This window comes from Chelativorans salis, from assembly GCF_025336525.1.
Taxonomy (GTDB): Bacteria; Pseudomonadota; Alphaproteobacteria; order Rhizobiales; family Rhizobiaceae; genus Chelativorans; species Chelativorans salis.
Map to the genome: position 1 here is coordinate 496,415 of NZ_JAOCZP010000002.1, position 23,133 is coordinate 519,547.

The following is a 23,133-nucleotide window of genomic DNA, read 5'->3' on the forward strand; positions in this document are numbered from 1 at the left end:
CCTTGCAATGCCGATCGCCACTGGACAATGCGACGATTTGCTGGAGACTCGGGATAGAAACGGAAAGCCTTTTGCTCCACAAGGGCGGGAGGCGGATTCAGGGAGAAAAAACATGGCCGTGGCGGCGGTGGCGAAGACAGAGCGCAACGAAAGCGGGATTGCGCGGGTTCTGGAACAGCTCGGCGAGCGCTTCGGTGACCGGCTGCAGACCGGGCAGTCCCTGCGCGAGCAGCACGGCCACACCACCACCTATATCCCGAACCAGGCGCCGGACGGCGTGTTCTTCCCCGAAAGTGTCGAGGAGGTGCAGGAGGCGGTGCGGGTCTGTGCGGAGCACCGCGTGCCGGTGATCCCCTTTGGTGTCGGTTCCTCGCTGGAAGGGCACGTCAACGCGCCTGCCGGCGGCATATGCCTCGACATGTCGCGCATGAACCGCGTGCTCGCCGTCAACCAGGAGGATCTCGACTGTACGGTGGAGCCCGGTATCACGCGCGAGGAACTGAACCACTATTTGCGCGACACCGGCCTTTTCTTTCCCATCGATCCCGGCGCCAATGCCAGCCTTGGCGGCATGGCCGCGACGCGGGCATCCGGCACGAATGCAGTGCGCTATGGCACAATGCGGGAGAACGTGTTGTCGGTTACGGCGGTAATGCCGGACGGCAGGGCGGTGACGACGGCGCGGCGAGCGCGCAAGTCCTCGGCCGGCTATGACCTGACGCGGCTTCTCGTCGGCTCGGAAGGCACGCTCGGCGTCATAAGCGCGCTGACGCTCAGGCTCTACGGCATCCCACAGGCGATCTCCGGCGGCGTGTGCCCTTTTCCGAGCGTCGAGGCTGCCTGTCAGGCGGTCATCACCACCATTCAGATGGGTATTCCCGTTGCCCGCATGGAGCTTGTCAACGCGCTCGGCATGCAGGCCATCAACCGCTATTCCAAGCTCGATTATCCGGAGAGCCCGTGCCTGTTCCTCGAATTCCACGGCACGGATGCCGGTGTCGCCGAGCAGGCGGAGCTGTTCGGCGAGATCGCGGGCGAGTTCTCGGGTGGCCCCTTCAACTGGGCGCGCGAGGCGGAGGAGCGCCAGAAGCTGTGGAAGGCCCGGCACGACTTCTACTGGGCGGGGTTTACGCTGAGGCCCGGCACGAAGGCGCTGGCAACGGATGTGTGCGTGCCAATCTCGCGGCTTGCGGAGTGCATCGTCGAGACGGAGGCCGATATCGCCGAGACAGGGCTGATCGCGCCCATCGTCGGCCATGTCGGGGACGGCAATTTCCATGTCACCGTGCTGATGGACATGGAGGATAAAGAGGAGATCACCCGCGCGGAAGGCTTCGTCTCGCGTCTCAACAGGCGGGCGCTTGCCATGGAAGGCACGTGCACCGGCGAGCACGGCATCGGCCAGGGCAAGATGCGCTATCTGGAGGAGGAGCACGGAGCGGAGGGCGTGGACGTCATGCGCGCCATCAAAAAGGCGCTCGATCCGCTCAACATCATGAATCCGGGAAAGATCATCGGAATTGAGGGCGAGTAGTCGGACTGGTGGCCATTTTATGGGCATTGAGGTCGGATAACTTAGCGGAAAATGCTTTTGCCCCTTCGCGCCCTCCGGCCGGCAGGCCAGAGGGGAGCGACATAGAGCGGGGAATGGCAATGGAAGCCCCCACGCGGAAACGGAGGTAAAAGCTGGCACGGCTCTTCGTCATTATTGGCGGTCTTGTGGTGCTGGCGCTGACGGCGGCGCTGGTGGCGCCTTATTTCATCGACTGGACGAACTACCGCGACGAATTCGAGCGCGAGGCTGGCCGTGTCCTCGGCCGCGACGTGCGGGTTGAAGGTACTGCGCGGGCGCGGCTTCTGCCTTTTCCCTCCGTGACCTTCACCGATGTCGTGGTTGACGGGGAATCAGGCGAGGCGGCCATGACGGTCGACGAGTTCTCTATGGACGCGGAACTGGCGCCGTTCCTCTCCGGCGAACTTCTGATCTTCGACATGCGGCTGGTGCGGCCGAGCGCCAGCCTCGAGGTCGGCCCGTCGGGGCGCATCGACTGGGCCATGCGCCCGTCCTCACCCTTCGATCCGCGTCAGGTGACGCTGGAGAAGGTGACAATCAGCGACGGCACCATCGCCATCCACCAGCAGGCCAGCGGGCGCACCATTCAGCTCAGCAACATCGACGCCGAGCTTTCGGCACGCACGCTGGCGGGGCCCTGGCGGGTGAACGGGGCGCTTGCCGTGGACGGCATGCCGGTGGCGCTTTCCGCCTCTACCGGCACGGTGGGCGAGGAGGGCGCCATGCGGGTGCGGGTTTCCGCCGAGCCGCGGGATTATCCGCTGTCGCTGGAGGCGGACGGTCAGGCGCAATTCGTGGAAGGCGAGGGGCGCTATGCCGGAACCTTCCGTTTGCGCACGGTGCGGACTGAAGCAGGAGATGCGGCCGACGACCGGGCGCAGGCCGATAATCCGGGCAATCGGGTCACCGGCCGCTTCGCACTCGACCATGAGCGGCTTAACGTGGAGGAGTTCCGCTTTGAGACGGGGCCTGAGATCGATCCCTATACGGCCGAAGGCGAGGCGGTGGTGGAACTGGGAGCAGAGCCCTCCTTCTCCATCACGGCCGACGGCGCGCAGATCCGCTTTGGCGGACCGGCGGAGGAGGGCGGTGCGATGCCGGGCCTTTCGGCCGACGAGCGTTTCGCTGCGCTCACCAAGTTCGTCACCGACCTTCCCAAGCCCGCCATTCCCGGCGTGATCGCCGTCAATCTGCCCGCCATCGTGGCAGGCGACACGACCATCCGCAACATCCGCCTTCGCGCCGAGCCGGAGGAAAACGGCTGGAAGATCGGTTCGCTTGCCGCAACGCTGCCCGGCCGCACGCGCTTCGAGGGGGAGGGCCTGCTAGCCACCGCCGATGACCTCGCCTTTACCGGCAACATGGTGCTGGCGGTGGGGCAGCCGTCTGGCTTTGCCGCCTGGCTTGCCAAGGACGTGGACGAGGCGATCCGGCGACTGCCGGCGGCGGGCTTCAGCGCCGATGTGGCGTTGACCGCGGAGCGGCAGCGCTTCGACGATCTGGAGCTCATCCTGGGCGATGCCCGCTTTCGCGGCTCCGTTGACCGGCGAAGCCCTGCCGACGCGCGACCCTCCCTGGCGTTGTCGCTCACAGGCGACCGGCTGGACGTTGACGGAATGCGCGCCTTCGCCTCGCTCTTCGTCGACGAGGCAGGCCGCAACCGGCTTGCCGACCATGACGTCGACCTGGAGATCGCCGCCGGGCCCGTCTCGGCCGAGGGCCTAACTGCGGAGCGGCTGGACACCGCATTGCGCTTGAGGGCAGGCGAACTGGAGATTGACCGGCTGACTATCGGTGGCCTGGCGGAGGCCAATATCAGCGCCACGGGCCAGATCAGCGGCATCGGTGAAGAGCCCACGGGCAGGTTGGACGCGGCGGTCGTGGCGGTCGACCTGGCGCCGCTGGTGGACCTGCTTGCCGAGCGCTTTCCCGACAACCGGCTGTTGGCCGCGCTCAACCGGCGAGCCTCTCTCTATCCTGGCCTTCTGGAAGATGCGGAACTGGATGTCGTCGCCAGCGCGACTGACAATGGCGGCGAATCCGCGGGACTCGCGGTGAGCGCGAAAGGGGAGGCGGGCGGCACCGTTTTCAGCCTTTCCGCCTCCGGCGAGGGCGTGTTGTCGGAGGCCGCCGAGGCAAGGTTCACCACTAACTTCACCGGGCGCAACGAGGAGGCGGCATCGCTTTACGCGCTCTTCGGCCTGCCGGCCCTGCCGCTGGGCCTTGCAGGTGAGGCGGAAGCGGAGCTGTCAGCTACCGGCACACTCGCAGGGGGGCTGGAAACGTCCTTCCGTTTTTCTGGCGAAGGATTTTCCGCGCACTTCGATGGCGATGTCACGCCGCAGGACGAGGACATCTCCGTCCTCGGGAAGGCGCAGCTCGAGGCCGAAGACCTGGAGCCGTGGCTTGCCGCCGCCGGCGTTTCGCTCCCCGGCTTCGGCTACGGGCTGCCGGCGGAGCTTTCGGCCGATATCGACTATGGCGAGGACCTCGCCGTCATCAGCGGCCTTACCGGCAGCGTCGCCGAGAGTGTCGTCAGCGGCGACCTTAACGGCACGCTCAGGGACGGTAAGCCGCATTTTACGGGGGCGCTGCGTCTCGGTGCACTCGATCTGGGCGTTGCGGCGGAGATGGTGGTGGGCAGTGCAGCCTTCGACGGCGACGGTGACGTCTGGCCGGAGGCGCCCTTCCGGCAGGGTGTGAGTACGCCGTTCTCCGCCGATGTGGAGCTTGCCACCGAGACGCTGTGGCTCGGCAATGCGGCGACGGCGGAGGATGCTTCGCTGCGATTGAGGCTCGACGCGGACGGGCTTGCTGTCTCGGATCTCTCGGCGAAGCTTCTCGGCGGCACGGTAGAAGGCCTTGCCGAACTCTCCAACAACGAAGGCACGGGCCTCTTTAACGCCCAGCTTGCCCTTCGCGGCGCCCCGCTGCAGACGCTCCTGCCGGGGGCGGGGATTGCCGGAGAGGCTGACTTGAGCGCAAGCCTGACGGCCAACGGCAAATCGGTGAACGGGATGGCCGCCTCGCTTGCCGGCTCCGGCTCGGCGGCGCTGAAGGATCTTGTGATCAATAAGCTTGATCCGCAGGCCCTGCCGAAAATACTGGCGCGCGCGGATGCGCTTGGCACCGAGATCGACGCGTCACAGGTCGCGGATTTCGCGCCGGAACTAGTGCGTGGGGGTACATTCGAGGCGGGCGCTACCGAGCTTGCCTTCTCGGTAGCCAACGGTGTGGCGCGTACACCGCCTGTACAGTTGCGCACCGAGGGGGCGCTGATGAGCGCGGAGGCTGCCGCCGACTTCCGCGACCGTACGGTTTCAGCCTCCGGCAGCCTCACCTATGAGGCCGGGCGCGAGGCAGTGGTCGGCTCCGATCCGATGGTGCGCTTCGCTGTCCAGGGACCGCCGGGCGAGGCGGAGTTTCAACTCGACATCGAGCCCCTGGCGCAGTTCCTCACCCAGCGGGCGCTGGAGCGCGAGCAGGCGCGGGTCGAGCACATGCAGGCGCTGCTGCTCGAAGGCCAGCGCCTGCGCCGGGAGATGCGCTATTTCGCGGCGTTGGAGGCCGAGCGCGCAGCGGAGGAAGCCGAGCGGGTCCGCCTGGAGCGCGAGGCGGAGCAGCAGCGAAAGGCTGAGGAGGAGCGCGCACGGCAACGGCGGGAAGAGGAAGCGCGCCAGCGTGAGGAAGAGGAAGCGCGCCAGCGTGAGGAAGAAGAGGCACGCCAGCGTGAGGAAGACGAAGCGCGCCGGCGTGAGGAAGAGGAGGCACGTCGACGTGCGGAAGAGGAGCGGCGGTTGGAGGCCGAGAGACGCCGGGAGGAGGCTGAGAGGAGGGCGGTGGAAGAGGAGCGCCGCCGGCGCGAAGAGGCGCCGCCGACGGATGGTGGCACGGGTGCTGCAATCGACCGCGCACCGCTTCCCCCGCCCGTGCAAGAACCAGATGGGAATCACTCGAACGGCGGCGGTGAGCCACGTCCGGAGCCGGTGTTCCGCACGGAAGACTTGACGGTGGAGAGACTGATGGAACTGCTCGGGCCACGGTAGAGGGCGGAAATTTCCTGGCTAATCTACACCTGCCCCCGCTTCACTGCGTCGAGCACGTAGAGCCTGAGCGCCGAGGACAGGTTGGTGTCGCCCGTCCGCGCGGCGTCGATCTCGGCGATCAGGGCGGCGACGGAGAGACCGCGCTTGCGGGCAAGGCGCTCGAGTTCGGAGTAGAAGGCGTCTTCGAGCGAGAAGCTTGTCCGGTGGCCGCGGATGGTTACCGAGCGCTTTTGCGGTGGCACCACGGCTATTTCTTGCGGAAGGCGTCGAGCGATACGACGTCGGCGCCCTTGGCTTCATCCTTCTCTGCCTTTTCCGCCTTCTCCTTGCTCTTGGAGGCAGCGGTCTTGGCGGGAGACTTGCTCTTGGCGACGGAGCGCGGCTGCGCCTTGCCCTCGGACGCTGCTTCCTCGGGTTCGGCCTCGGGCTCGGCATCCGGCTTCAGATCGTCGAACTCCATCTCGAAATTCGCCGAGGGATCGTAGAAACCGCGCACGGCCGAGAACGGAACTTCCAACTTCTCCGGCGTGTCGGCGAAGGACAGCACCACCTCGAAGCCTTTCTCGCTCACCTTCAGGTCCCAGTACTGGTACTGGATGACAATGGTCATCTGCTCGGGGTAGCGCTCCTTCAGACGGCTGGATATGCGCACGCCAGGGGCACCGGTCATGAAGGTGATGAAGAAGTGGTGGTTGCCGGGAAGGCCGGCGCGCGCGGTCTCCTGCAGCACCTTGCGCATGACGCCGCGTGCGGCCTCCTGGACGAGAATGTCATAGCGGATGCGGTCGTCAGGCATGGGCGTGGCAGATGTCCTTAAATCGTGCAGCAGTCTCACCGCCTAGCTCTAATCAAGCTTCACGCGGTCGTAAACCGGATAAAGGGCATCGTTTCAAGAAGGAAAGGAGAGGCTCAGGCCTGATGCGCCTCTTCAAGCGCATCTGCGGCGGCTTCACACTTGCGGCCATAAGCGCGCAGAAAGGTGCGCACCGCGCGGGCCGCGCTCGCCGACTGCTCCTCTTCGCTCAGCGTCTCGCCGAACAGCCACGGGATGTGGAGGTCGACATTGACCAGCGCGAGAAACTGCCGTGCTGCGAGGTCGGGATCGTCGATATCAAGATGGCCGGCAAAGGCAAGCCGCGCGAAACGAGCGGCAAGCGCCGACCAGACCCTGCCGGGGCCTTCCCTGCGCCAGGTCTCGAAAAGTTCAGGATGGCGTTCGCCCTCGGCGTGGATCAGCTTTGCCAGGAACCTGCCGTCGCGACCCCATATGCAGCCCTTGTTGAGGCGCATGGCGAAGACGGTAAGATCGGCTTCCAGATCTTCAGGGTTGTCAGGAAAAGTACTGAGCACGGTGAAGGCGCGTGCGTTGCAACGCTCCGTAATGTCGGCCACGACGGCGGCGAACAGCTTCTCCTTGTCGCCATGGTGATTGTAGACCGTCTGGCGCGAAACACCGGCTTCGGCGGCGACCAAATCTATATTGGCACCCGCGAAGCCCTCTCGGCAGAAAACCGCCGCCGCTGCATCAATGATCGACTGCCGTTTGGCCGGATGCCCGCGTGGCGGGAGTATGTCAGGAGACGTAGGAAACTTCATACAAACCATATAAGCCTGATTGACGAATTAGACAAGAATGTCTAAAAAATTAGGCATCATTTTGGGTCTGGCTCGGGAGGAAGTCGGATTCCCCACATGTGCCGCGTCCTTAAGGCGAAGCCCTGACGGCGGCGTCCTGCGTTTTGGAAAGATGAAGCCATGTCCGTTGCATTCCTCCGCATTGCCATCGTGCTTGGTCTTTTGACCGCCGTCGGTCCGTTCGCCATAGATATGTATCTTCCCGCCTTGCCGTCCATCGGCGCCGATCTCAATGCCGGCATGGCGGCCGTGCAGATGAGCCTTCTGGTGTTTTTTCTCGCCATGGGTTTCGCGCAGATCGTCGTTGGCCCGATTTCCGACATGATCGGCCGCAAGGCGCCGCTTTATATGGGCCTGGTGCTGTTCGTCATCGGCAGCGTCGGCTCGGCGCTTGCGGCCGATATCGAATGGCTGATTGGCTTTCGCTTCATTCAGGGGTTGGGTGCTTCCGCCGGAATGGTTGTGCCGCGCGCGGTGGTGCGCGATCTGCACACTGGCGTGGAGGCGGCAAGGCTGATGTCGCTTTTGATGCTGGTGTTCTCCATCTCGCCGATCCTGGCGCCCCTTACCGGCAGTGTGATTATCGAGGCGTTCGGCTGGCGTGCCGTCTTCTGGGCAGTGACGATTGCCGCGGCGCTCGCGGCCGTGCTGCTTGCAACGGCGCTGAAGGAGACCAGACCGCGGGAACTGCGCGTCGGTAGCTCGTTCGGCAGCGCACTTGCCGGCTACCGTTTCTTGATGGGGAATGCCAAGTTCCTGGGGCTTTCCTTCATCGGCGGCTTCGGTATCTCCAGCTTCTTCGTCTATCTGGCCTCGTCCTCCTTCGTGCTGATCGACCATTACGGTCTGTCGCCGTCTCTCTACAGCGTGTTCTTTTCCATCAATGCGGTGGCCTTTTTCACCATGTCGCAGCTGACGGGGATGCTGACAGAGCGGTTTGGCCTCAGGCGCGTGGTGCGTATTGCGGTCGCCGGCTTCGCCACTGCCATGGTTACGCTTCTGGCGATTATGGCGTCAGGTTTCCAGGCGCTGTGGGTCATGGCGGCGCTGCTGTTCGTCGGCTACGGCTTTCTCGGTCTCGTCATCCCCTCCACCTCGGTGCTGGCGATGGACGATCACGGCGAGATCGCCGGTACGGCCTCGGCGCTGATGGGAACGCTGCATTTCGCTACGGGGGCGGTCGCCATGGCGATCGCCGGACAGTTTTTCGACGGGACACCGCTGCCGATGGTCACCGGCATCGCCGCCTGTGCGGTGACTGCCCTGGCGATAACGCAGATTACACTCGGGCGCGCCCGCGAGGCAGCTCCAGCAGCCGCCGAATAGCGCTGAAGGGGCGCGGACGGCCGCGCCCTTTTCTCATCGCCTATACGCTGCCTCAATGGCGGTGAATACGAAATCCCGGCGCTCCGCAACCGGTGCTGGCGGCACGTGCACTAGGGTGTAGCCCGCTTCCTCATAGGCTGCGCGGATCGATTCGTAGGTCCGCTCGGCCTCTTCGATTGTCTGCTGCCGCTCTTCGTCCTGAACGTAGATCTCCGGCCAGGGCGGAAGGATGAAGACGGTCTTGTTGTAGCGGAACATCTCCGCTGCCTTGCGCATATGGGGCGGGACGGGCAGGCCGATCAGGCGGAAATATCCGATCAGATCAGGAATGCCGCGGTCGAAGAGGTGGACGCTTCCGGCCGCGCGAGCCGCTTCGTAGGAGCGCAATTCCCAAGAAAGCATCAACTCCCCGTAGAGCGCCTGGTCGCGGTCATGACCGGCCGGGCCGCCGATGGCGCGTTGGGCGCGGATGATGGCGCGGCCCGCCTCCGGCGCAACTGCAAGACCTGTGGCCTGCAAGGCTTCGACAAGGGTTGTCTTGCCGCCGCCGGGGCCTCCGGTGACGACGAAGAGATTGTGCGTATGGCATGGCAGCATGGATAGTTCTCCACTGGAAATGGCATGCGTCGGCAGGCCATGCGGCGAGCATCGGCCACGTCGAGGCGCTCGATCGATCACGGATGGGAAGATTTTAAGGGGGAGGGAAGTGGAGGCTTCTGTTGCCAGGTGCCTCCGAACCCCGCTTAGACCTGCGACGGCCTAAGACTTGAATTGAAGCTGTCGCACCGCTTACGCGGCGAGACGTGCTTCCGCATAGTTGTCGTTGGCAACTATAAGGTTCGGTCCGATAACGGTGGTACCATACCGAGCGAAAGTCCGATCTTTACACCCTCGTCGATCCTATTTCGCCCCCATCAGAAGCCGCCCTTCACGTCACTGGGCCGGCGGTTTCTGGTGGAGGCGCCGGGTACCGCCCCCGGGTCCGAAAGGCTTATTCCATCGGCCGTTTATCACCATAGTCAGCTCAAGGCTGACGCACTCAATATAGGTGCGCGAATGCGGCATGGGAAGGGCGGAGAGGCGAAAATATGGTTGTTTTTCGTTGACTTGGTGCAGCGTATTCCGGATGACTTCTTTGCGGGGGCCGCCATGGTGTGAGGGGTAGGTACCGAGTGCCGCGGGGGAGGGGCATCGTTAAGCTTCAGGAGGGCAGACCATGGCTGATTATCTTGCCGATGTTCAGAAATACGACGCGACCGCCACCGCCGAAACAGTCGACAAGATCGTCAAACATCTTGGCATCGCGTTGCGCAACCGGGAATCCTCGCTGGTATCCTGCAGCGATCCGGATGAGCTCGCCCGCGTGCGTGAGAAATGGTGCAAGAAGAAACTCGGCGAGACCGACAACGCCCGGTGCGACTCCATCATCGAGAAGGTCTGCGAGACCATGGTCAACGACAATTCCAAGAGCCGGGTCACCTTCTATTATCTGGTTGCCAAGCACTTGGGAAAGCTTGCCACGCTTTAGGGTGCGTTGAGATTCAGGCCAGGGCGGGCTGCAAATGGCGACTTTCTGCGCTTCCGGTGCTCATGTACCCGTATGTACACTGCGCTCCGGTTCTCGAAAATCACCATTTTCGCCTCGCCCTAACCTGAATCTCAACGCACCCTAGGCGGCTTAATCGTGGGCCGGCACGGCGCAGGCGTTTCGCCGCGCACCGGTTCGTCCTAACATAGGCTCATGAAACAACCCGATTCGGCCCTGCTTCCCTATGCGCCAATATCTTGATCTGCTTGCTCATGTCCTCGAGAACGGTGTCGACCGGGACGACCGCACCGGCACCGGCACGCGCGGCGTCTTCGGCTATCAGATGCGCTTCGACCTGCAGGCGGGCTTTCCGGTGCTTACCACCAAGAAGCTGCACCTGAAATCCATCATCCACGAGCTTCTCTGGTTCCTGAGCGGCGATACCAATATCCGCTACCTCAACGAGCATGGGGTCACGATCTGGGATGAATGGGCGGACAAGAACGGCGATCTCGGTCCGGTTTACGGTGCGCAATGGCGCTCCTGGCCAACGCCTGACGGGGGGCATGTCGACCAGATCGCGAATCTTCTCAAATCCTTGCGGGAAAATCCTCACTCGCGCCGTCATGTGGTGACGGCCTGGAACCCCGCGCAAGTGGACGAGATGGCGTTACCGCCCTGCCATTGCCTGTTCCAGTTCCATGTGGCTGAGGGGCGGCTTTCCTGCCAGCTTTACCAGCGCTCGGCCGACATCTTCCTCGGCGTGCCATTCAACATCGCTTCCTATGCCCTTCTGACGATGATGATCGCCCAGGTGGCGGGGCTCAGGGCCGGTGACTTCGTCCACACGTTGGGCGACGCCCATCTTTACCAGAACCATTTCGAGCAGGCGCGCGAGCAGTTGAAGCGCACGCCCAAGCCGCTGCCACAAATGTGGATCAACCCGGAAGTCGGCGATCTCTTCGCCTTCCGGTACGAGGATTTCCGGTTGGAGGGGTATGTGGCCGATCCGACGATCCGTGCGCCGATCGCCGTGTGAGGCGGAATGCCTGATCGATGACCATTTCGGATCAGGACAAGGTCGATATCGTCAGGATCAACCGTGGTGAAGGGATAGTGCATCTGATCATCGCCGATCACCTTCCATGGGGTTGCGAGGAGGGCGATGAAAAGGAGCACATGTATCTCCTTCAGGAGAAGATAAATCTGTATCTTTCATATATCGAGGGCGAACAGCTGTTGGATGATTTTCCAAATGCGAGGGGGCTCGATGTAGGCATCCAAGTTTATGGAAGTTCCATCGCTCGCAGCAAGCTCACTCATTCTACGCGCGGCTGCAGCAGGCGTTGACCGGTGCTGGGTATAGGTTTGAATTCATATTGAAAGATTAAGGATCGGGAGTGATCTACGTGTGCCGGAGTCTGAAATGAAGCTCTCTCTCATCGTCGCTATCGCCAAGAACGGTGTCATCGGCCGGGCTGGCGGGCTGCCGTGGCGGCTTTCCACGGATCTGAAACGCTTCAAGGCGCTCACTACGGGCAAGCCGGTCGTCATGGGGCGCAAGACCTGGGAGAGTATCGGCCGGCCGCTGCCGGGGCGCCTCAACATCGTCATCTCGCGCGATCCCGCCTATTCGGCGGAAGGGGCAGTGACGGCGGGTTCGCTCGACGAGGCGCTGGAAGAAGCACGGAGGCGGGCGGACGGCGCAGATGAGATCTGCGTCATTGGCGGCGGTGAGATCTACCGTGAAGCGCTGGCTCGCGCCGACGTCCTCCACGTCACTCACGTCGAAGCCGAGGTCGAAGGGGATGCCTTCTTCCCTGAAATTGACCCCGATCTGTGGCAGGTTGTCTCAAGCGAAGCCGTTCCGGGGGGCGAAAAGGACATTTACCCGACGCGCTATGTCGTCTACCAACGACACTGGTAGCAAGGAGCCGGACATTTCGGCTCCCTGAAGCGGAGGAGAATGGCCCGGCCTGCTGAAAACAGCGCATGGCGGTGCAAAGCGGCGCCCGGATGGATGCTCCCTCGCGTTGAAAGGGAGCGTCTTGCTCCCTATAACAGGTCGCAGGGGAACGTCGGGTACATGGCCGGCGCGCTCAAGGAAAAGGAACAATAATGCCCTGGAACAATCAGAGTGGCGGCGGCCCATGGGGCAGCGGCAATGGCGGTGGGCCGTGGGACCAGGGGCCGCGAGGCCCGAGCGGACCGCAAGGTTCGCCTCCCGATCTAGAAGAGATCATCCGACGCGGCCAGGACCGGCTGAGGCGCGCGCTGCCAGGCGGCGGCGGGCCGAGCCCGGCGATGATCGGTCTCATCATCGTGGCGCTGGCGGGACTGTGGCTTTTCAAGGCCGTCTATACGGTGCAGCCTGACGAGCTGGCTGTCGAGCTGCGTTTCGGCAAACCCAAGTCCCAGCTTTCCGAGCCGGGACTGCATTTCCATTGGTGGCCGATCGAGACGGTCGAGAAGGCGTCAATCGCCGAACGGCTGGTGGATATCGGCGAAATCCGCGGCGGCAGCTCCTCGGGTCTCATGCTTTCCGGCGACCAGAACATTGTCGACGTCAAGTTCTCCGTCGCCTACCAGGTGGCTGATCCGGTCGCCTATCTGTTCAACGTGGACGATCCGAACGGCATGTTGCGGCAGGTCTCCGAAAGCGCCATGCGCGAGGTGGTGGGGCGGCGTCCGGCGCAGGATATCTTCCGCGACGACCGCCAAGGCATCGCCGAGGACGTGCGCAATATCGTCCAGACGGCGCTCGACGAATATGGCGCGGGCTTGGCGGTCAATGCGTTGTCGATCGAGGATGCGGCCCCTCCGCGCGAGGTGGCCGACGCGTTCGACGAGGTGCAGCGCGCCGAGCAGGATGAGGACCGTTTCGTCGAAGAGGCAAACCAGTACTCCAACCAGCAGCTTGGCCAGGCACGCGGTGAAGCGGCGGGAATCCGCGAGGCCGCCGCCGCCTACAGGAGCCGCGTCGTGCAGGAGGCGGAAGGTGAGGCGCAGCGCTTCATCTCTGTCTACGATGAATATGCCAAGGCACCGGACGTGACGCGCAAGCGCCTTTTCCTGGAGACGATGGAGAACGTGCTGCGCGGGTCCAACAAGGTTATTGTCGAGCAGGGAAACGGGCAGGGCGTGATCCCCTACCTGCCGCTGCCGGAACTGCGCGGGGGAGCGCGACCCTCGGCCCAGAACAACGCGGCGCAAAGCGGCGGCCAATCGCAAGGGGGAAATAACTGATGTCGAACCGTCTTCCCTTCATCGTCGTTCTTGTTGTCATCCTCCTGTTCCTGGGCTTTTCCTCGATCTTCGTGGTCAACGAGCGCAATCAGGCCATCGTGTTGCGCTTCGGCGAGATCGTGAAGGTCGAGCGCGAGCCGGGTCTCTACTTGAAGCTGCCGTTTGCCTTCGCCGGCGCCGACGAGGTGCAAATCATTCCAGACCGGGTGCTGCGCTTCGATCTCGAAGATATCCGCGTCCAGGTGTCGGGCGGCAAGTTCTACGAGGTGGATGCCTTCGTCGCCTTTTCGATCGACGATCCGCGCCGCTTCCGGCAGGCGGTCTCCGGCCGCATAGAACTCGCCGAGCAGAGGCTGAGGACCCGTCTCGACGCGGCGCTGAGGCGCGTCTACGGTCTGCGCGGCTTCGAGGCGGCTCTTTCCGAAGAGCGCGGCTCCATGATGCGCGAGGTGGCGGAGGGTCTACGGCCTGCCGCGGCTTCTCTCGGCCTGCAGATCGAGGACGTGCGCATTCGCCGCACGGACCTCACGGCGGAAGTCTCGCAGCAGACTTACGACCGCATGAAGGCCGAGCGCCTGGCCGAGGCCGAGCGCCTGCGTGCCCGCGGCCGTGAGGCGGCGGCGCGTATCCGCGCTCGCGCTGACCGCGAGGTGGTAGAGATCCTTGCCGCTGCGCAGCGCGAATCTGAGATCCTGCGAGGCGAAGGCGAGGCCCAGCGCAATGCGATCTTCGCCGACGCCTTCCAGCGCGACGAGGAGTTCTTCGATTTCTATCGCTCGATGGCGGCCTATCGTCAGGCGCTCGACCCATCTGGCACGACCATGCTTCTGAGCCCGGATACGGAGTTCTTCCGCTTTTTCGGTAGCGCACAGGGCCGGGACAGTGATCAGGCGCCGAGTGGTGAGGACGGGGGGCCGCTGACGGGTTCGGTGGAGACGCCGGCGATAGACGGGCCGCTGCGTGAGGCCGCGCAGTAGCCGGGGCGTGCCCATGGGGCGAAGCATGACGGCGGCAAGACGATGTGGGCAGGGGCGGTGAGCGACTTCCTCGCCGCCCTCGGCCTCGTCCTCGTTTTCGAAGGGCTGCTTTATGGCGGACTGCCACGGCTCGCGAAGCGCCTGGCGGCCGACGTGATCGATATGCCGGAGAGTGTGATGCGGGGCATTGGCTTAGCGGTGATGGCCGCCGGGGTTCTCATTGTCTGGCTGGTGCGCGGCTGACACGGTTTTTTGCGCGGCATGTGAAACTTCGGAGGATGGCAGAGCGCCCGTTAAAGGTTATATCTCGTCGCAAACACGCCTCATTCGCGCCGGATCGTATGGCCCTGATCGGCCCAGCGGGAGATTGCCAGATGCCTTTGCCGAAATCGTTTCGTGCCACGTGCCGGCTGCTGATGGCGGGCGCTCTTGCTGCCGCCGTCTTTGCGATGCCGGCGCCTGGCTTGGCGCAGACGCCAGCGCCGGAGGGGCAGACGTCCGTGCCCGCTCCCCACACACGTGGACCGGCGTCGGTCGCCGACATGGCGGAACGACTGCTCGATGCGGTCGTCAATATTTCCACCACTCAAAACGTATCGCGGCGCGGTCCCGGCAGCGTCCCAATGCCGCGGCTACCGGAGGGCTCGCCGTTCGAGGAATATTTCGGCGAGTTCTTCGATGACCAGGACCGACAGCCGCAGATGCCCAATCCCGGCTCTTCGCTTGGCTCCGGTTTCGTCGTCGACGCCGAAGAAGGCATTATCGTCACCAACAACCATGTGATTACCGGGGCCGACGAAATCATCGTCAATTTCGCCGACGGGGAGACTAGGACGGCGGAACTGATCGGCGTCGATACGAAGACCGATATCGCCGTGCTCAAAGTTGAGCCGGACGGCAAGAGCCTTCAGGAGTTGCAATTCGGCGATTCGGAGGCCATGCGCATCGGCGACTGGGTGATGGCCATCGGCAACCCCTTCGGCTTCGGCGGATCTCTGACTGTCGGCATTGTCTCGGCGCAAAACCGGCAGATCGGCTCAGGCCCCTACGACGATTACATCCAGACCGATGCGGCCATCAACCGCGGCAATTCCGGCGGGCCGCTTTTCAATATGGACGGCGAGGTCATCGGCATCAACACCGCCATCATCTCGCCCACCGGCGGCTCCATCGGCATCGGCTTCGCAATCCCTTCGAATCTGGCGGTGAATATCGTCAATCAGCTGCGCGAGTTCGGCGAGACCAGGCGCGGCTGGCTCGGCGTGCGCATCCAGCCGGTGACAGAGGAGATCGCCGAGAGCCTCGGGCTCGGCGAGGCCAGCGGCGTGCTCATCAGCGGTATCGAAAAGGGCGGCCCCGCCGACAACGGTGTGCTGCAGGCGGGTGACATCATCGTTGGCTTCGACGGCAGGAAAATAAAGGATGTGCGCGAGTTGCGCCGCATCGTCGCAGAAAGTCCGGTCGGCAAGGAAGTCGGCGTCGAGATTCTGCGCAAAGGTGAAGAGAAGACCGTGCAGGTGGCACTCGGCCGCCTGGAGGAGGGAGAGGAGGTCGCGTCCGCCCCGGCCGCCCCGACCGAGGAGGAGGGCGAGAGTTCAACTCCTGTTGCCAGCGCCAAGGTTCTCGGCATGACCATCGCCGAGCTCGATGAAGAGGGGCGCAACGAGTTTGGGCTTGCCGAAGATATTAACGGCGTGCTGGTGTCGGAGGTGGAAGAGGGGTCGGTGGCTGCCGATCAGGGTGTAAAGGCAGGAGACGTGATCGTTGAGATCGCCTTGCAATCGGTATCCGCGCCGCAGGATGTTCTGAACCAGATCGACAGTCTGAAGGAACAGGGCCGCAAGAACGCCCTGCTCATGCTCTCCTCGCCCTCGGGTGAGCTACGCTTCGTGACGCTGCGGATGGATTGAGGCGCTCTTTCCCCTCATGATGAATACGGGGACAGGTGCTAGCCCGACCACTCATCCCGCGCAATGCGGTAGAAGACATGGCGCTTCAGATGGGGGTGAGTGTCCGGCACCGAGGGGTGATCGAAATCGCGCTTCGGTACCGCGCGCATGCCGATGCGCTTCATCACGGCAATGGAGCGCGCGTTGTTCCACACGGCGAAGGAGACGATCTCCTCGAGCCCAAGCGTCTTGAACCCGAAGTCGAGCCAGGCCTCGGCGGCTTCCGTTACGTAACCTTTGCCCCAGAATTCCGGCGCCAGCCGCCAGCCGATCTCCACTGTGCCAGGCGGCAGGGAAGAAATGCCGGCGGTCTGGTGCAAGCCGACGAAGCCGATGCATTCGCCCGTTTCCTTCAGCTCCGTTGCGCAGAAGCCAAAGCCACGCTCGGCAATATCCTCGCGCAGCCAGTCGAGAAAAGCGTCGGAGGCGGTTTGATCGCGTCGGAAGGGGAAGAATTCCATCACCCGGTCATCCGCATTGATGCGGTGGAAGAGCGCACGGTCGCTGTCAGTCCAATTGCGGACGATGAGACGGCTTGTCGCGATGATCGGCTTCATTGAGCGAATTCTTTGCGGCGGTATCCTTGCATATAGAGGAGGGCGGTGAGGTCGCCGTGATCGATGCGGATGTCCGCCTCGGCCGCCACGGAAGGCTTGGCGTGAAGCGCCACGCCGGCACCCGCAAGGCGCAGCATGTCGAGATCGTTGGCGCCGTCACCGACGGCCATCGTCTCACTCAAGCGTAGCTTCAGCCTGGCGGCAAGCTCGATGAGCGCGTCGGCCTTCGCCTGGCGCCCGAGAATGGGTTCAGCGACGAGACCGGCAAGTCTCCCATCCTGCTCGATCAGCCGGTTCGCACGGTGCTCGCGAAAACCAAGCATGGAGGCAACGCGGCCGGTGAAGATGTCGAAGCCGCCGGAGACCAGTGCCGTATAGGCGCCGGCCGCGTTCATGGTCGCCAAAAGCTCACGCCCGCCGGCCGCAAGGGTGATGCGTCCCTCAATGACGCGCTCGATAACTGCCATCTCCAGGCCCTCGAGCAGCGCCACACGCTCGCGCAAAGCTGGCTCGAAGGCGATCTCCCCGTTCATTGCGCGGGAGGTGATGGCGGCGACATCTTCCTTGATGCCGATCTCGTCGGCCAGCTCGTCGATGCATTCCTGGTCGATCATGGTGGAGTCCATGTCGGCGATCAGCATCTTCTTTCTCCGCCCCTCGGCCGGCTGTATGGCCACGTCCACCGGCAGATCCTGAAGCGCGGCGCGCGCAATGCTCTCTGCTGTCTGAGGATCCAGGTCCTCGGGCAGCGCGATATCGCAGGCGACCTCTGCGTCGAGCCACTCGAAGCGGCTTGCGCCGAGCGCCTGGGTTATCCTATTCGCCATGGAAGGGCTCAAAGAGCGAGCCTTGGGATTGGAGATAAGCGTTGCGACAAGGGTCATGGAAAGGTCCGCTGCGGCCGGCCGGAAAATCGTGCTGAAAGGTGCGACCCTGATAGCGGGCCCCACGGCGAGCGGCAAGTCGGCTCACGCGCTTGATATCGCGAGACGCTCGGGCGGGGTGATCGTCAATGCGGATTCCATGCAGGTCTATTCGGTCCTGTCGTTGCTGACGGCGCGGCCGGGTGCTGACGATCTTGCCGTTGCGCCGCATCGTCTCTACGGGCACGTGCATCCGGGCACGCCGTATTCCACCGGCCAGTGGTTGCGCGACGTCGAAGCCCTGTGCGCCAGCGGAGAGCTGGACGGCCGGCGGGCGATCTTCGTCGGCGGCACGGGACTTTATTTCCGTGCGCTGACGGAAGGACTTTCGCCAATGCCGGACGTTCCGACCGCCGTCCGCCGGCGGTGGCGGCAGCGCCTGGAGGAAGAGGGGGCGGCGGCATTGCATGAGGTGCTTGGCCGATCCGATCCTGATGCGGCGGCGCGCATCCGCCCTTCCGACGGACAGCGGATCGTGCGGGCACTGGAGGTCCTGGAGGCTTCGGACAAGCCAATCGGCGCATGGCAGGCGGAGCGCTCCCCACCGCTGGTGGACGGCGCCGCGGCGCGCAAGCTGGTTCTGGAGCCGGAACGCAAGATGCTCGCCAGCCGCATCGACCAGCGCTTCGACCGTATGATGGCGGCCGGCGTTCTGGAGGAGGTGAGGGCGCTGTTGAGCCTTGATCTCCCCGCTTCCATGCCTGCGATGAAGGCGATCGGCGTTCGCGAGCTTGCCGCTGCGCTAAACGGTCAAATAACCCTGGAGGAGGCCGTCACGCGGGCCAAGGCGGCGACACGGCAATATGCCAAGCGGCAGATGACCTGGTTCCGCCATCAACTCGGGCCGGACTGGCAACGCGTGGCGGTGTGATATCCGCACCTTGGAGCACCCGCGTCCGTTTGGACGCGCAAAGGACGCTCTTTATCCATGCATCGTGCTTTCCGAAAACGATCCCATTTTAGGGCGGATGCTATAGCGGCACCACCTGCGAAAATTGATATTTCCTGCGAATCCACCCGTGCCGGTTAACCTCCCGTAAGGTGGTGCATGAGAGAAATGCTAAAAGTGCGCGAGCGGGTCAGGGTATGCGTTTTCACAAAGCGGAGTCGGCATTTTTCGTCTTCATCGCCTTGGTTTTCAGTGCCGGCGTATTGCTGTTCTTCGCTTATGGCATCATGCGTACCAATGCGATCAAACTGGCGACCGTCGGCGGGGCGGCCGATCTTAGCGATTTCGCACGGCTTCTGTTCACCACGGGTGTACTCTTGACGACGGCCATCATCTTCGGCCTGTTCTTCATCTATCCGCTCATCCGCACGCAGGTGCGCGAGGAGGGAAAGCTCCGGGCCATGACGGAATCGCTCAGCGCGCGTTCGGAGTCCCTGCAGCATGCCGCACTCACCGACAGTCTGACCGGCACCCAGAATCGCCGCTTCTTCGACGATGCGCTGCGCGAGTACCTGCAGGAGTTCGGCCGCATCGAGAAGCCGGTGGGGCTGATGGTTCTCGATCTCGACCATTTCAAACAGGTGAACGATACGCACGGCCACGACGTAGGCGACGAGGTGCTGCGCCGGGTATCCAGCTGCCTCAAGGACCTCACCCGCTATCATGACGTGGTGGCGCGGCTTGGCGGCGAGGAGTTCGCCATCGTGGCGCCGAACATGAACCAGGATGCGCTGGTGAAGCTGGCCGAGCGCATCCGCAAGGCGATTTCCGCACTGACCGTGGACGCCGGCACCATGCGGCTCAGGATCACCACCAGCGTGGGGCTGGCCGTCTGGGACGGCAAGGAGACGGTCGACGAATTCTACCGCCGCGCCGACAAGATGCTCTATCAGGCTAAGCGGCTGGGGCGGAACCGGGTGTGTGCCTAGCCTTCCTCGCGGCTCTTGGGACGGAGGAAAGTAGCCGCCCTATCGCGGGCGGACGAGGACGTGTTTCTTCCTGCCCAGCGAGAGCTTTACGATGCCTTCGGCGGTCAGGTCGTCCGTCGAGACCATGCGGCGGTCGTCGGTGACGGGCTCGTCGTTGATACGTACCGCGCCGCCTTGCACATGGCGCCGCGCCTCGCCGTTCGAGCCTGCCAGACCTGCGGCCACAAAGAGAGCAAGGAGGCCTATGCCCTGGTCCAACTCGGCGCGCTCAACGGGGATCGTGGGCAGGCTTTCGGCGAGCGCCCCTTCCTCGAAGGTCTTGCGCGCCGTCTCGGCGGCGGCTTCGGCCGCTTCCCGACCGTGCACGATGGCCGTTGCCTCGGTGGCCAGCACCTTCTTGGCCTCGTTGATCTCGGAGCCGCCGAGGGCGGCAAGGCGGGCGATCTCATCAAGCGGCAGGCGCGTGAATATCTTCAGGAAACGCTCCACATCGGCGTCTTCCGTGTTGCGCCAGTACTGCCAGAAATCGTAAGGCCGGAAGACGTCCTCGTTGAGCCAGACAGCGCCGCTCACGCTCTTGCCCATCTTTGCGCCTGAGGAGGTGGTGAGCAGCGGCGTGGTGACGGCATAGAGCTGGGGCGTGCCCATCCGGTGGCCGAGATCGATGCCGTTGACGATGTTGCCCCACTGGTCGGAGCCGCCCATCTGCAGGATGCAGCCATAGCGCTTGTTCAGCTCGACGTAGTCGTAGGCCTGCAGGATCATGTAGTTGAACTCGAGGAACGAGAGCGACTGCTCGCGCTCCAGCCGCAGCCTGACCGAATCGAAGGTAAGCATCCGGTTGACCGAAAAATGGCGGCCGACGTCGCGCAGGAACTCGACATAGTTGAGGTCGAGCAGCCAATCGGCGTTGTTGACCATCACGGCATCGGTTGGGCCTTCGCCGAAGCGCAGGATACGGCCGAAGATGCGCTTGATGCCTTCGATGTTCTCGGCGATCGTCTCGGGCGGCAGCAGCCGGCGCTGCTCGTCGCGGAAGGAGGGATCGCCGATCATCGAGGTGCCGCCGCCCATCAGCGCGATCGGACGGTGCCCAGTCTCCTGCAGCCAGTAGAGCATGGTGGCGGTGATAAGATTGCCGATGTGCAGGCTGGTCGCCGTCGCGTCATAGCCGACATAGCCCGTGATCGTGCCCTTCGCTGCCGCCTCATCGAGCCCTTGCGGGTCGGAGACCTGGTGGATGAGGCCGCGCTCGTCGAGCACGCGCAGAAAATCGGACTTGAACTCGGGCATTTTCGGAATCCCGTCGGTCAGGAACAGGGGCTGGAGAGTGAAAGCGGCGTTTAGCACCACTTTCGCGGCCCGCACAAGCTGCGGGCCGGAGTGTCGATGTGTTTGCCTTGAGCGCGGTCAGCGGATGCGCTTCGGCCTCGGCTCGGCAAGCTCGCCTTTCAGGCGCCGGTCCAGATAGTCGGAGCACTCCTCGATCAGCACATCGGCCACGTTGGTATAGAAGTGGTTGGCCTCCGGGATCGTCTTCTGCGTAATGGTGATGCCCTTTTGCGACTGCAGCTTGTCGACCAGCGTCTGCACATCCGCCGGCGGGGCGACGCGGTCGGCGCCGCCATGGATGATGAGGCCGGATGAGGGGCAGGGGGCAAGGAAGGCGAAGTCATAGATGTTGGGCTGCGGTGAGATGGAGATGAACCCCTCGATCTCCGGCCGGCGCATCAGAAGCTGCATGCCGATCCAGGCGCCGAAGGAGTAGCCGACAACCCAGCAGCTCTTGGAATCGGGATGCAGTGACTGCACCCAATCGAGGGCTGCGGCGGCGTCGGAAAGCTCGCCCGTGCCATGGTCGAAGGAGCCCTGGCTGCGGCCGATGCCGCGGAAATTGAAGCGCAGTGCGGTGAAGCCGCGGCTCTGGAACATGTAGAACAGATCGTAGACGATCTTGTTGTTCATCGTGCCGCCGAACTGCGGATGCGGGTGCAGGATCAGCGCGATCGGCGCGTTTTTCTCCTTCGATGGCTGGTATCGGCCTTCGAGACGGCCGGCCGGTCCGGTAAAGATAACCTCGGGCATTTTCACTCCACCTTGGCGCAGCCTCCCGGTTCGTTGAAATCGAATCGCGGGCGGGTCTTGACGCGGCGCCTACGCCTCCATAGAAGCTAGTTTAGAACTGTTCAAAACTGGGCGGCACCGCCGCCCTTGGCAAGCCGGGTAGATAGGACGGCTGGCCTTGCGAATTCAAGGAAATAACGCCATCTCTGCCGCGATTGTGGCAAATGGCATCATGGATGGACATGGCGGCAAAGCGCATCTACCTCGACCACAACGCCACGGCGCCCCTGCGGCCGGCGGCGCGGCGGGAAATGCTGGACGCTTTGGAGGCGGCAAATCCGTCCTCGGTCCATGCCGAGGGCCGCGCATCGCGGCAGATCGTTGAGGCTGCGCGGCGCGATGTCGCCGCCCTCGTGGGCGGCCAGGCCGAGCATGTGGTCTTCACCTCCGGCGCCACGGAAGCCGCTGCCACGCTGCTGTCCCCCCACTGGACCATTGGCCGGGCGCCGCTCGGCTTCAGCAGTGTCTATGTCTGCGCAGCGGACCATCCGTGCCTGCTTGGAGGCGGACGTTTTGCGCCGGAAGCCGTGGAGAAGGTCGGTGTTGATGCCGATGGCCTCATCGATCTCGCCGCGCTGGAGCGCGCCCTTGAAGGCCATGACAAGACGCAAGGACTGCCGCTTGTTGCCGTGCACGCGGCCAACAACGAGACGGGCGTCATCCAGCCGATGGAGGAGATTGGCCGCTTGGCGAAAAAGGCCGGCGGTGTCGTGATCTTCGATGCCGTGCAGGCGGCGGGGCGGATTCCGCTCAATATCTCGGCAGGATATGCGGATTTCTTCATTCTCTCCTCCCACAAGATCGGCGGCCCCAAGGGGGCCGGAGCGCTTGTCGGCGCGGGCGACCTGATGATGCCGGCTGCTCTGGTGAAAGGCGGCGGACAGGAGAAGGGCCACCGCGCAGGAACGGAGAATGTGGCTGCCATCGCCGGCTTTGGTGCGGCGGCGCGGGACGCGGTGGCCGGCCTTGCACAAACGGACGCCGTGCGTGCCACTCGTGACCGCCTGGAGGCGATCATCCGTGATCTCGTGCCCGATTCGGTGATCTACGCTGAAAAGGCGCCGCGCCTGCCGAACACAGTGTTCTTCTCGATACCCGGCATGAAGGCTGAAACGGCACAGATCGCCTTCGATTTGGCGGGTATTGCACTGTCGGCTGGCTCGGCCTGCTCGTCCGGCAAGGTGGGGCCAAGCCACGTGCTTCAGGCCATGGGTTTCGGCAGCGATGCAGGTGCACTGCGGGTCTCGATCGGCCTAGAGACGGTTGAAGAGGAAATCGTCGCCTTCGGCTCAGCGCTGGAGAAGATAATCCTAAGACGGAGAGCGACGAGCGCTGCCGCGTGAGACCGTCATTCGGCGGTTCCGCCAGTGC

General features: G+C 63.7%; 22 protein-coding genes and 1 other RNA gene. 14 read left to right on the forward strand and 9 right to left on the reverse strand.

Features of this window, described 5'->3' with window-relative positions; genetic code table 11:
• Positions 1-112: 112 nt before the first annotated feature.
• Together N5A92_RS08360 and N5A92_RS08365 are read left to right on the forward strand one after the other, a co-directional pair.
• Positions 113-1,534: an FAD-binding oxidoreductase gene (locus N5A92_RS08360; RefSeq protein ID WP_260901716.1), complete on the forward strand. Its 1,422-nt coding sequence runs from the start codon at positions 113-115 to the stop codon at positions 1,532-1,534.
• A gap of 152 nt (positions 1,535-1,686) precedes the next feature.
• Positions 1,687-5,619 carry an AsmA family protein gene (locus tag N5A92_RS08365; protein WP_482155899.1) on the forward strand — a complete coding sequence of 1,311 codons (3,933 nt, stop codon included), beginning with the start codon at positions 1,687-1,689 and terminating at the stop codon, positions 5,617-5,619.
• Positions 5,620-5,642: 23 nt separating this feature from the next.
• Here the strand turns inward: N5A92_RS08365 and N5A92_RS08370 are convergent, their stop codons facing one another.
• The 3 genes from N5A92_RS08370 to N5A92_RS08380 all read right to left on the reverse strand — a co-directional run bounded on the left by N5A92_RS08370 (position 5,643) and on the right by N5A92_RS08380 (position 7,215).
• The gene (locus N5A92_RS08370) at positions 5,643-5,864 is read right to left on the reverse strand and encodes a ribbon-helix-helix domain-containing protein (protein WP_260901718.1); all 222 of its coding nucleotides are present in this window, start codon (positions 5,862-5,864) and stop codon (positions 5,643-5,645) included.
• A gap of 2 nt (positions 5,865-5,866) precedes the next feature.
• Positions 5,867-6,415, reverse strand: a complete 549-nt coding sequence (locus N5A92_RS08375; protein WP_260901719.1) for an SspB family protein — start codon at positions 6,413-6,415, stop codon at positions 5,867-5,869.
• Between the two features lie 113 nt (positions 6,416-6,528).
• Positions 6,529-7,215 (reverse strand): TetR/AcrR family transcriptional regulator, encoded by a 687-nt coding sequence (locus tag N5A92_RS08380; protein ID WP_260901720.1) that lies wholly within the window; start codon positions 7,213-7,215, stop codon positions 6,529-6,531.
• A gap of 159 nt (positions 7,216-7,374) precedes the next feature.
• Here N5A92_RS08380 and N5A92_RS08385 point away from each other — a divergent pair, with 159 nt between their 5' ends.
• Positions 7,375-8,580 carry a multidrug effflux MFS transporter gene (locus tag N5A92_RS08385; protein WP_260901722.1) on the forward strand — a complete coding sequence of 402 codons (1,206 nt, stop codon included), beginning with the start codon at positions 7,375-7,377 and terminating at the stop codon, positions 8,578-8,580.
• A 33-nt stretch (positions 8,581-8,613) separates the two neighbouring features.
• Here N5A92_RS08385 and N5A92_RS08390 read toward each other — a convergent pair whose 3' ends face one another.
• Together N5A92_RS08390 and ssrA are read right to left on the reverse strand one after the other, a co-directional pair.
• Positions 8,614-9,177, reverse strand: a complete 564-nt coding sequence (locus N5A92_RS08390; RefSeq protein WP_260901725.1) for an AAA family ATPase — start codon at positions 9,175-9,177, stop codon at positions 8,614-8,616.
• Between the two features lie 108 nt (positions 9,178-9,285).
• Positions 9,286-9,654: a transfer-messenger RNA gene (gene ssrA / locus N5A92_RS08395) on the reverse strand.
• Positions 9,655-9,796: 142 nt separating this feature from the next.
• Between ssrA and N5A92_RS08400 the strand changes: the two genes are divergently transcribed.
• The 8 genes from N5A92_RS08400 to N5A92_RS08435 all read left to right on the forward strand — a co-directional run bounded on the left by N5A92_RS08400 (position 9,797) and on the right by N5A92_RS08435 (position 16,241).
• Entirely contained in the window at positions 9,797-10,108 is a 312-nt protein-coding gene (locus tag N5A92_RS08400; RefSeq protein ID WP_260901729.1) for a DUF2853 family protein, read from the forward strand.
• A 244-nt stretch (positions 10,109-10,352) separates the two neighbouring features.
• Positions 10,353-11,147, forward strand: a complete 795-nt coding sequence (locus tag N5A92_RS08405; RefSeq protein ID WP_260901730.1) for a thymidylate synthase — start codon at positions 10,353-10,355, stop codon at positions 11,145-11,147.
• 17 nt (positions 11,148-11,164) lie between these two features.
• Entirely contained in the window at positions 11,165-11,458 is a 294-nt protein-coding gene (locus N5A92_RS08410; RefSeq protein WP_260901733.1) for a DUF6572 domain-containing protein, read from the forward strand.
• Positions 11,459-11,534: 76 nt separating this feature from the next.
• Positions 11,535-12,035, forward strand: coding sequence for a dihydrofolate reductase (locus N5A92_RS08415; RefSeq protein ID WP_260901735.1), 501 nt, complete (start codon positions 11,535-11,537; stop codon positions 12,033-12,035).
• 191 nt (positions 12,036-12,226) lie between these two features.
• On the forward strand, positions 12,227-13,354 hold the full coding sequence (gene hflK / locus N5A92_RS08420) for an FtsH protease activity modulator HflK (RefSeq protein WP_260901738.1): 1,128 nt from the start codon (positions 12,227-12,229) through the stop codon (positions 13,352-13,354).
• Positions 13,354-14,331, forward strand: a complete 978-nt coding sequence (gene hflC, locus N5A92_RS08425) for a protease modulator HflC (RefSeq protein ID WP_260901741.1) — start codon at positions 13,354-13,356, stop codon at positions 14,329-14,331. The genes hflK and hflC overlap by 1 nt, the downstream gene beginning before the upstream one ends.
• 57 nt (positions 14,332-14,388) lie before the next feature.
• Positions 14,389-14,574: a DUF2065 domain-containing protein gene (locus tag N5A92_RS08430; RefSeq protein ID WP_260901743.1), complete on the forward strand. Its 186-nt coding sequence runs from the start codon at positions 14,389-14,391 to the stop codon at positions 14,572-14,574.
• A gap of 131 nt (positions 14,575-14,705) precedes the next feature.
• On the forward strand, positions 14,706-16,241 hold the full coding sequence (locus tag N5A92_RS08435) for a DegQ family serine endoprotease (RefSeq protein ID WP_313958397.1): 1,536 nt from the start codon (positions 14,706-14,708) through the stop codon (positions 16,239-16,241).
• 38 nt (positions 16,242-16,279) lie between these two features.
• Here N5A92_RS08435 and N5A92_RS08440 read toward each other — a convergent pair whose 3' ends face one another.
• Complete coding sequence (locus tag N5A92_RS08440) at positions 16,280-16,837, reverse strand: GNAT family N-acetyltransferase (protein ID WP_260901745.1); 558 nt, start codon at positions 16,835-16,837, stop codon at positions 16,280-16,282.
• Complete coding sequence (serB, locus tag N5A92_RS08445) at positions 16,834-17,721, reverse strand: phosphoserine phosphatase SerB (protein ID WP_260901747.1); 888 nt, start codon at positions 17,719-17,721, stop codon at positions 16,834-16,836. The genes N5A92_RS08440 and serB overlap by 4 nt, the downstream gene beginning before the upstream one ends.
• Here serB and miaA point away from each other — a divergent pair.
• On the forward strand, positions 17,720-18,631 hold the full coding sequence (gene miaA, locus N5A92_RS08450; RefSeq protein WP_260901749.1) for a tRNA (adenosine(37)-N6)-dimethylallyltransferase MiaA: 912 nt from the start codon (positions 17,720-17,722) through the stop codon (positions 18,629-18,631). The two genes, serB and miaA, sit on opposite strands and share 2 nt — an antisense overlap.
• A gap of 215 nt (positions 18,632-18,846) precedes the next feature.
• Complete coding sequence (locus N5A92_RS08455; protein ID WP_260901750.1) at positions 18,847-19,638, forward strand: GGDEF domain-containing protein; 792 nt, start codon at positions 18,847-18,849, stop codon at positions 19,636-19,638.
• A gap of 39 nt (positions 19,639-19,677) precedes the next feature.
• Here the strand turns inward: N5A92_RS08455 and tyrS are convergent, their stop codons facing one another.
• Both tyrS and N5A92_RS08465 read right to left on the reverse strand, forming a co-directional pair.
• Positions 19,678-20,931, reverse strand: coding sequence for a tyrosine--tRNA ligase (gene tyrS / locus N5A92_RS08460; protein WP_260901752.1), 1,254 nt, complete (start codon positions 20,929-20,931; stop codon positions 19,678-19,680).
• Between the two features lie 117 nt (positions 20,932-21,048).
• Positions 21,049-21,723, reverse strand: a complete 675-nt coding sequence (locus tag N5A92_RS08465; protein ID WP_260901754.1) for an alpha/beta hydrolase — start codon at positions 21,721-21,723, stop codon at positions 21,049-21,051.
• Positions 21,724-21,944: 221 nt separating this feature from the next.
• On the opposite strand from N5A92_RS08465, the gene N5A92_RS08470 reads away from it, so the two are divergent.
• Complete coding sequence (locus N5A92_RS08470; RefSeq protein WP_260902321.1) at positions 21,945-23,105, forward strand: cysteine desulfurase family protein; 1,161 nt, start codon at positions 21,945-21,947, stop codon at positions 23,103-23,105.
• Positions 23,106-23,133 lie beyond the last annotated feature (28 nt).

What these genes read in the sequence shown, in the direction of transcription:
- N5A92_RS08360 (WP_260901716.1), top strand. Translation starts at nt 113, where the DNA reads ATGGCCGTGGCGGCGGTGGCGAAGACAGAGCGCAACGAAAGCGGGATT.
- N5A92_RS08375 (WP_260901719.1), bottom strand. Translation starts at nt 6,415, where the DNA reads ATGCCTGACGACCGCATCCGCTATGACATTCTCGTCCAGGAGGCCGCA.
- N5A92_RS08380 (WP_260901720.1), bottom strand. Translation starts at nt 7,215, where the DNA reads ATGAAGTTTCCTACGTCTCCTGACATACTCCCGCCACGCGGGCATCCG.
- N5A92_RS08385 (WP_260901722.1), top strand. Translation starts at nt 7,375, where the DNA reads ATGTCCGTTGCATTCCTCCGCATTGCCATCGTGCTTGGTCTTTTGACC.
- N5A92_RS08390 (WP_260901725.1), bottom strand. Translation starts at nt 9,177, where the DNA reads ATGCTGCCATGCCATACGCACAATCTCTTCGTCGTCACCGGAGGCCCC.
- N5A92_RS08400 (WP_260901729.1), top strand. Translation starts at nt 9,797, where the DNA reads ATGGCTGATTATCTTGCCGATGTTCAGAAATACGACGCGACCGCCACC.
- N5A92_RS08405 (WP_260901730.1), top strand. Translation starts at nt 10,353, where the DNA reads ATGCGCCAATATCTTGATCTGCTTGCTCATGTCCTCGAGAACGGTGTC.
- N5A92_RS08410 (WP_260901733.1), top strand. Translation starts at nt 11,165, where the DNA reads ATGACCATTTCGGATCAGGACAAGGTCGATATCGTCAGGATCAACCGT.
- N5A92_RS08415 (WP_260901735.1), top strand. Translation starts at nt 11,535, where the DNA reads ATGAAGCTCTCTCTCATCGTCGCTATCGCCAAGAACGGTGTCATCGGC.
- hflK (WP_260901738.1), top strand. Translation starts at nt 12,227, where the DNA reads ATGCCCTGGAACAATCAGAGTGGCGGCGGCCCATGGGGCAGCGGCAAT.
- hflC (WP_260901741.1), top strand. Translation starts at nt 13,354, where the DNA reads ATGTCGAACCGTCTTCCCTTCATCGTCGTTCTTGTTGTCATCCTCCTG.
- N5A92_RS08435 (WP_313958397.1), top strand. Translation starts at nt 14,706, where the DNA reads ATGCCTTTGCCGAAATCGTTTCGTGCCACGTGCCGGCTGCTGATGGCG.
- N5A92_RS08440 (WP_260901745.1), bottom strand. Translation starts at nt 16,837, where the DNA reads ATGAAGCCGATCATCGCGACAAGCCGTCTCATCGTCCGCAATTGGACT.
- miaA (WP_260901749.1), top strand. Translation starts at nt 17,720, where the DNA reads ATGGAAAGGTCCGCTGCGGCCGGCCGGAAAATCGTGCTGAAAGGTGCG.
- serB (WP_260901747.1), bottom strand. Translation starts at nt 17,721, where the DNA reads ATGACCCTTGTCGCAACGCTTATCTCCAATCCCAAGGCTCGCTCTTTG.
- N5A92_RS08455 (WP_260901750.1), top strand. Translation starts at nt 18,847, where the DNA reads ATGCGTTTTCACAAAGCGGAGTCGGCATTTTTCGTCTTCATCGCCTTG.
- tyrS (WP_260901752.1), bottom strand. Translation starts at nt 20,931, where the DNA reads ATGCCCGAGTTCAAGTCCGATTTTCTGCGCGTGCTCGACGAGCGCGGC.
- N5A92_RS08465 (WP_260901754.1), bottom strand. Translation starts at nt 21,723, where the DNA reads ATGCCCGAGGTTATCTTTACCGGACCGGCCGGCCGTCTCGAAGGCCGA.
- N5A92_RS08470 (WP_260902321.1), top strand. Translation starts at nt 21,945, where the DNA reads ATGGCGGCAAAGCGCATCTACCTCGACCACAACGCCACGGCGCCCCTG.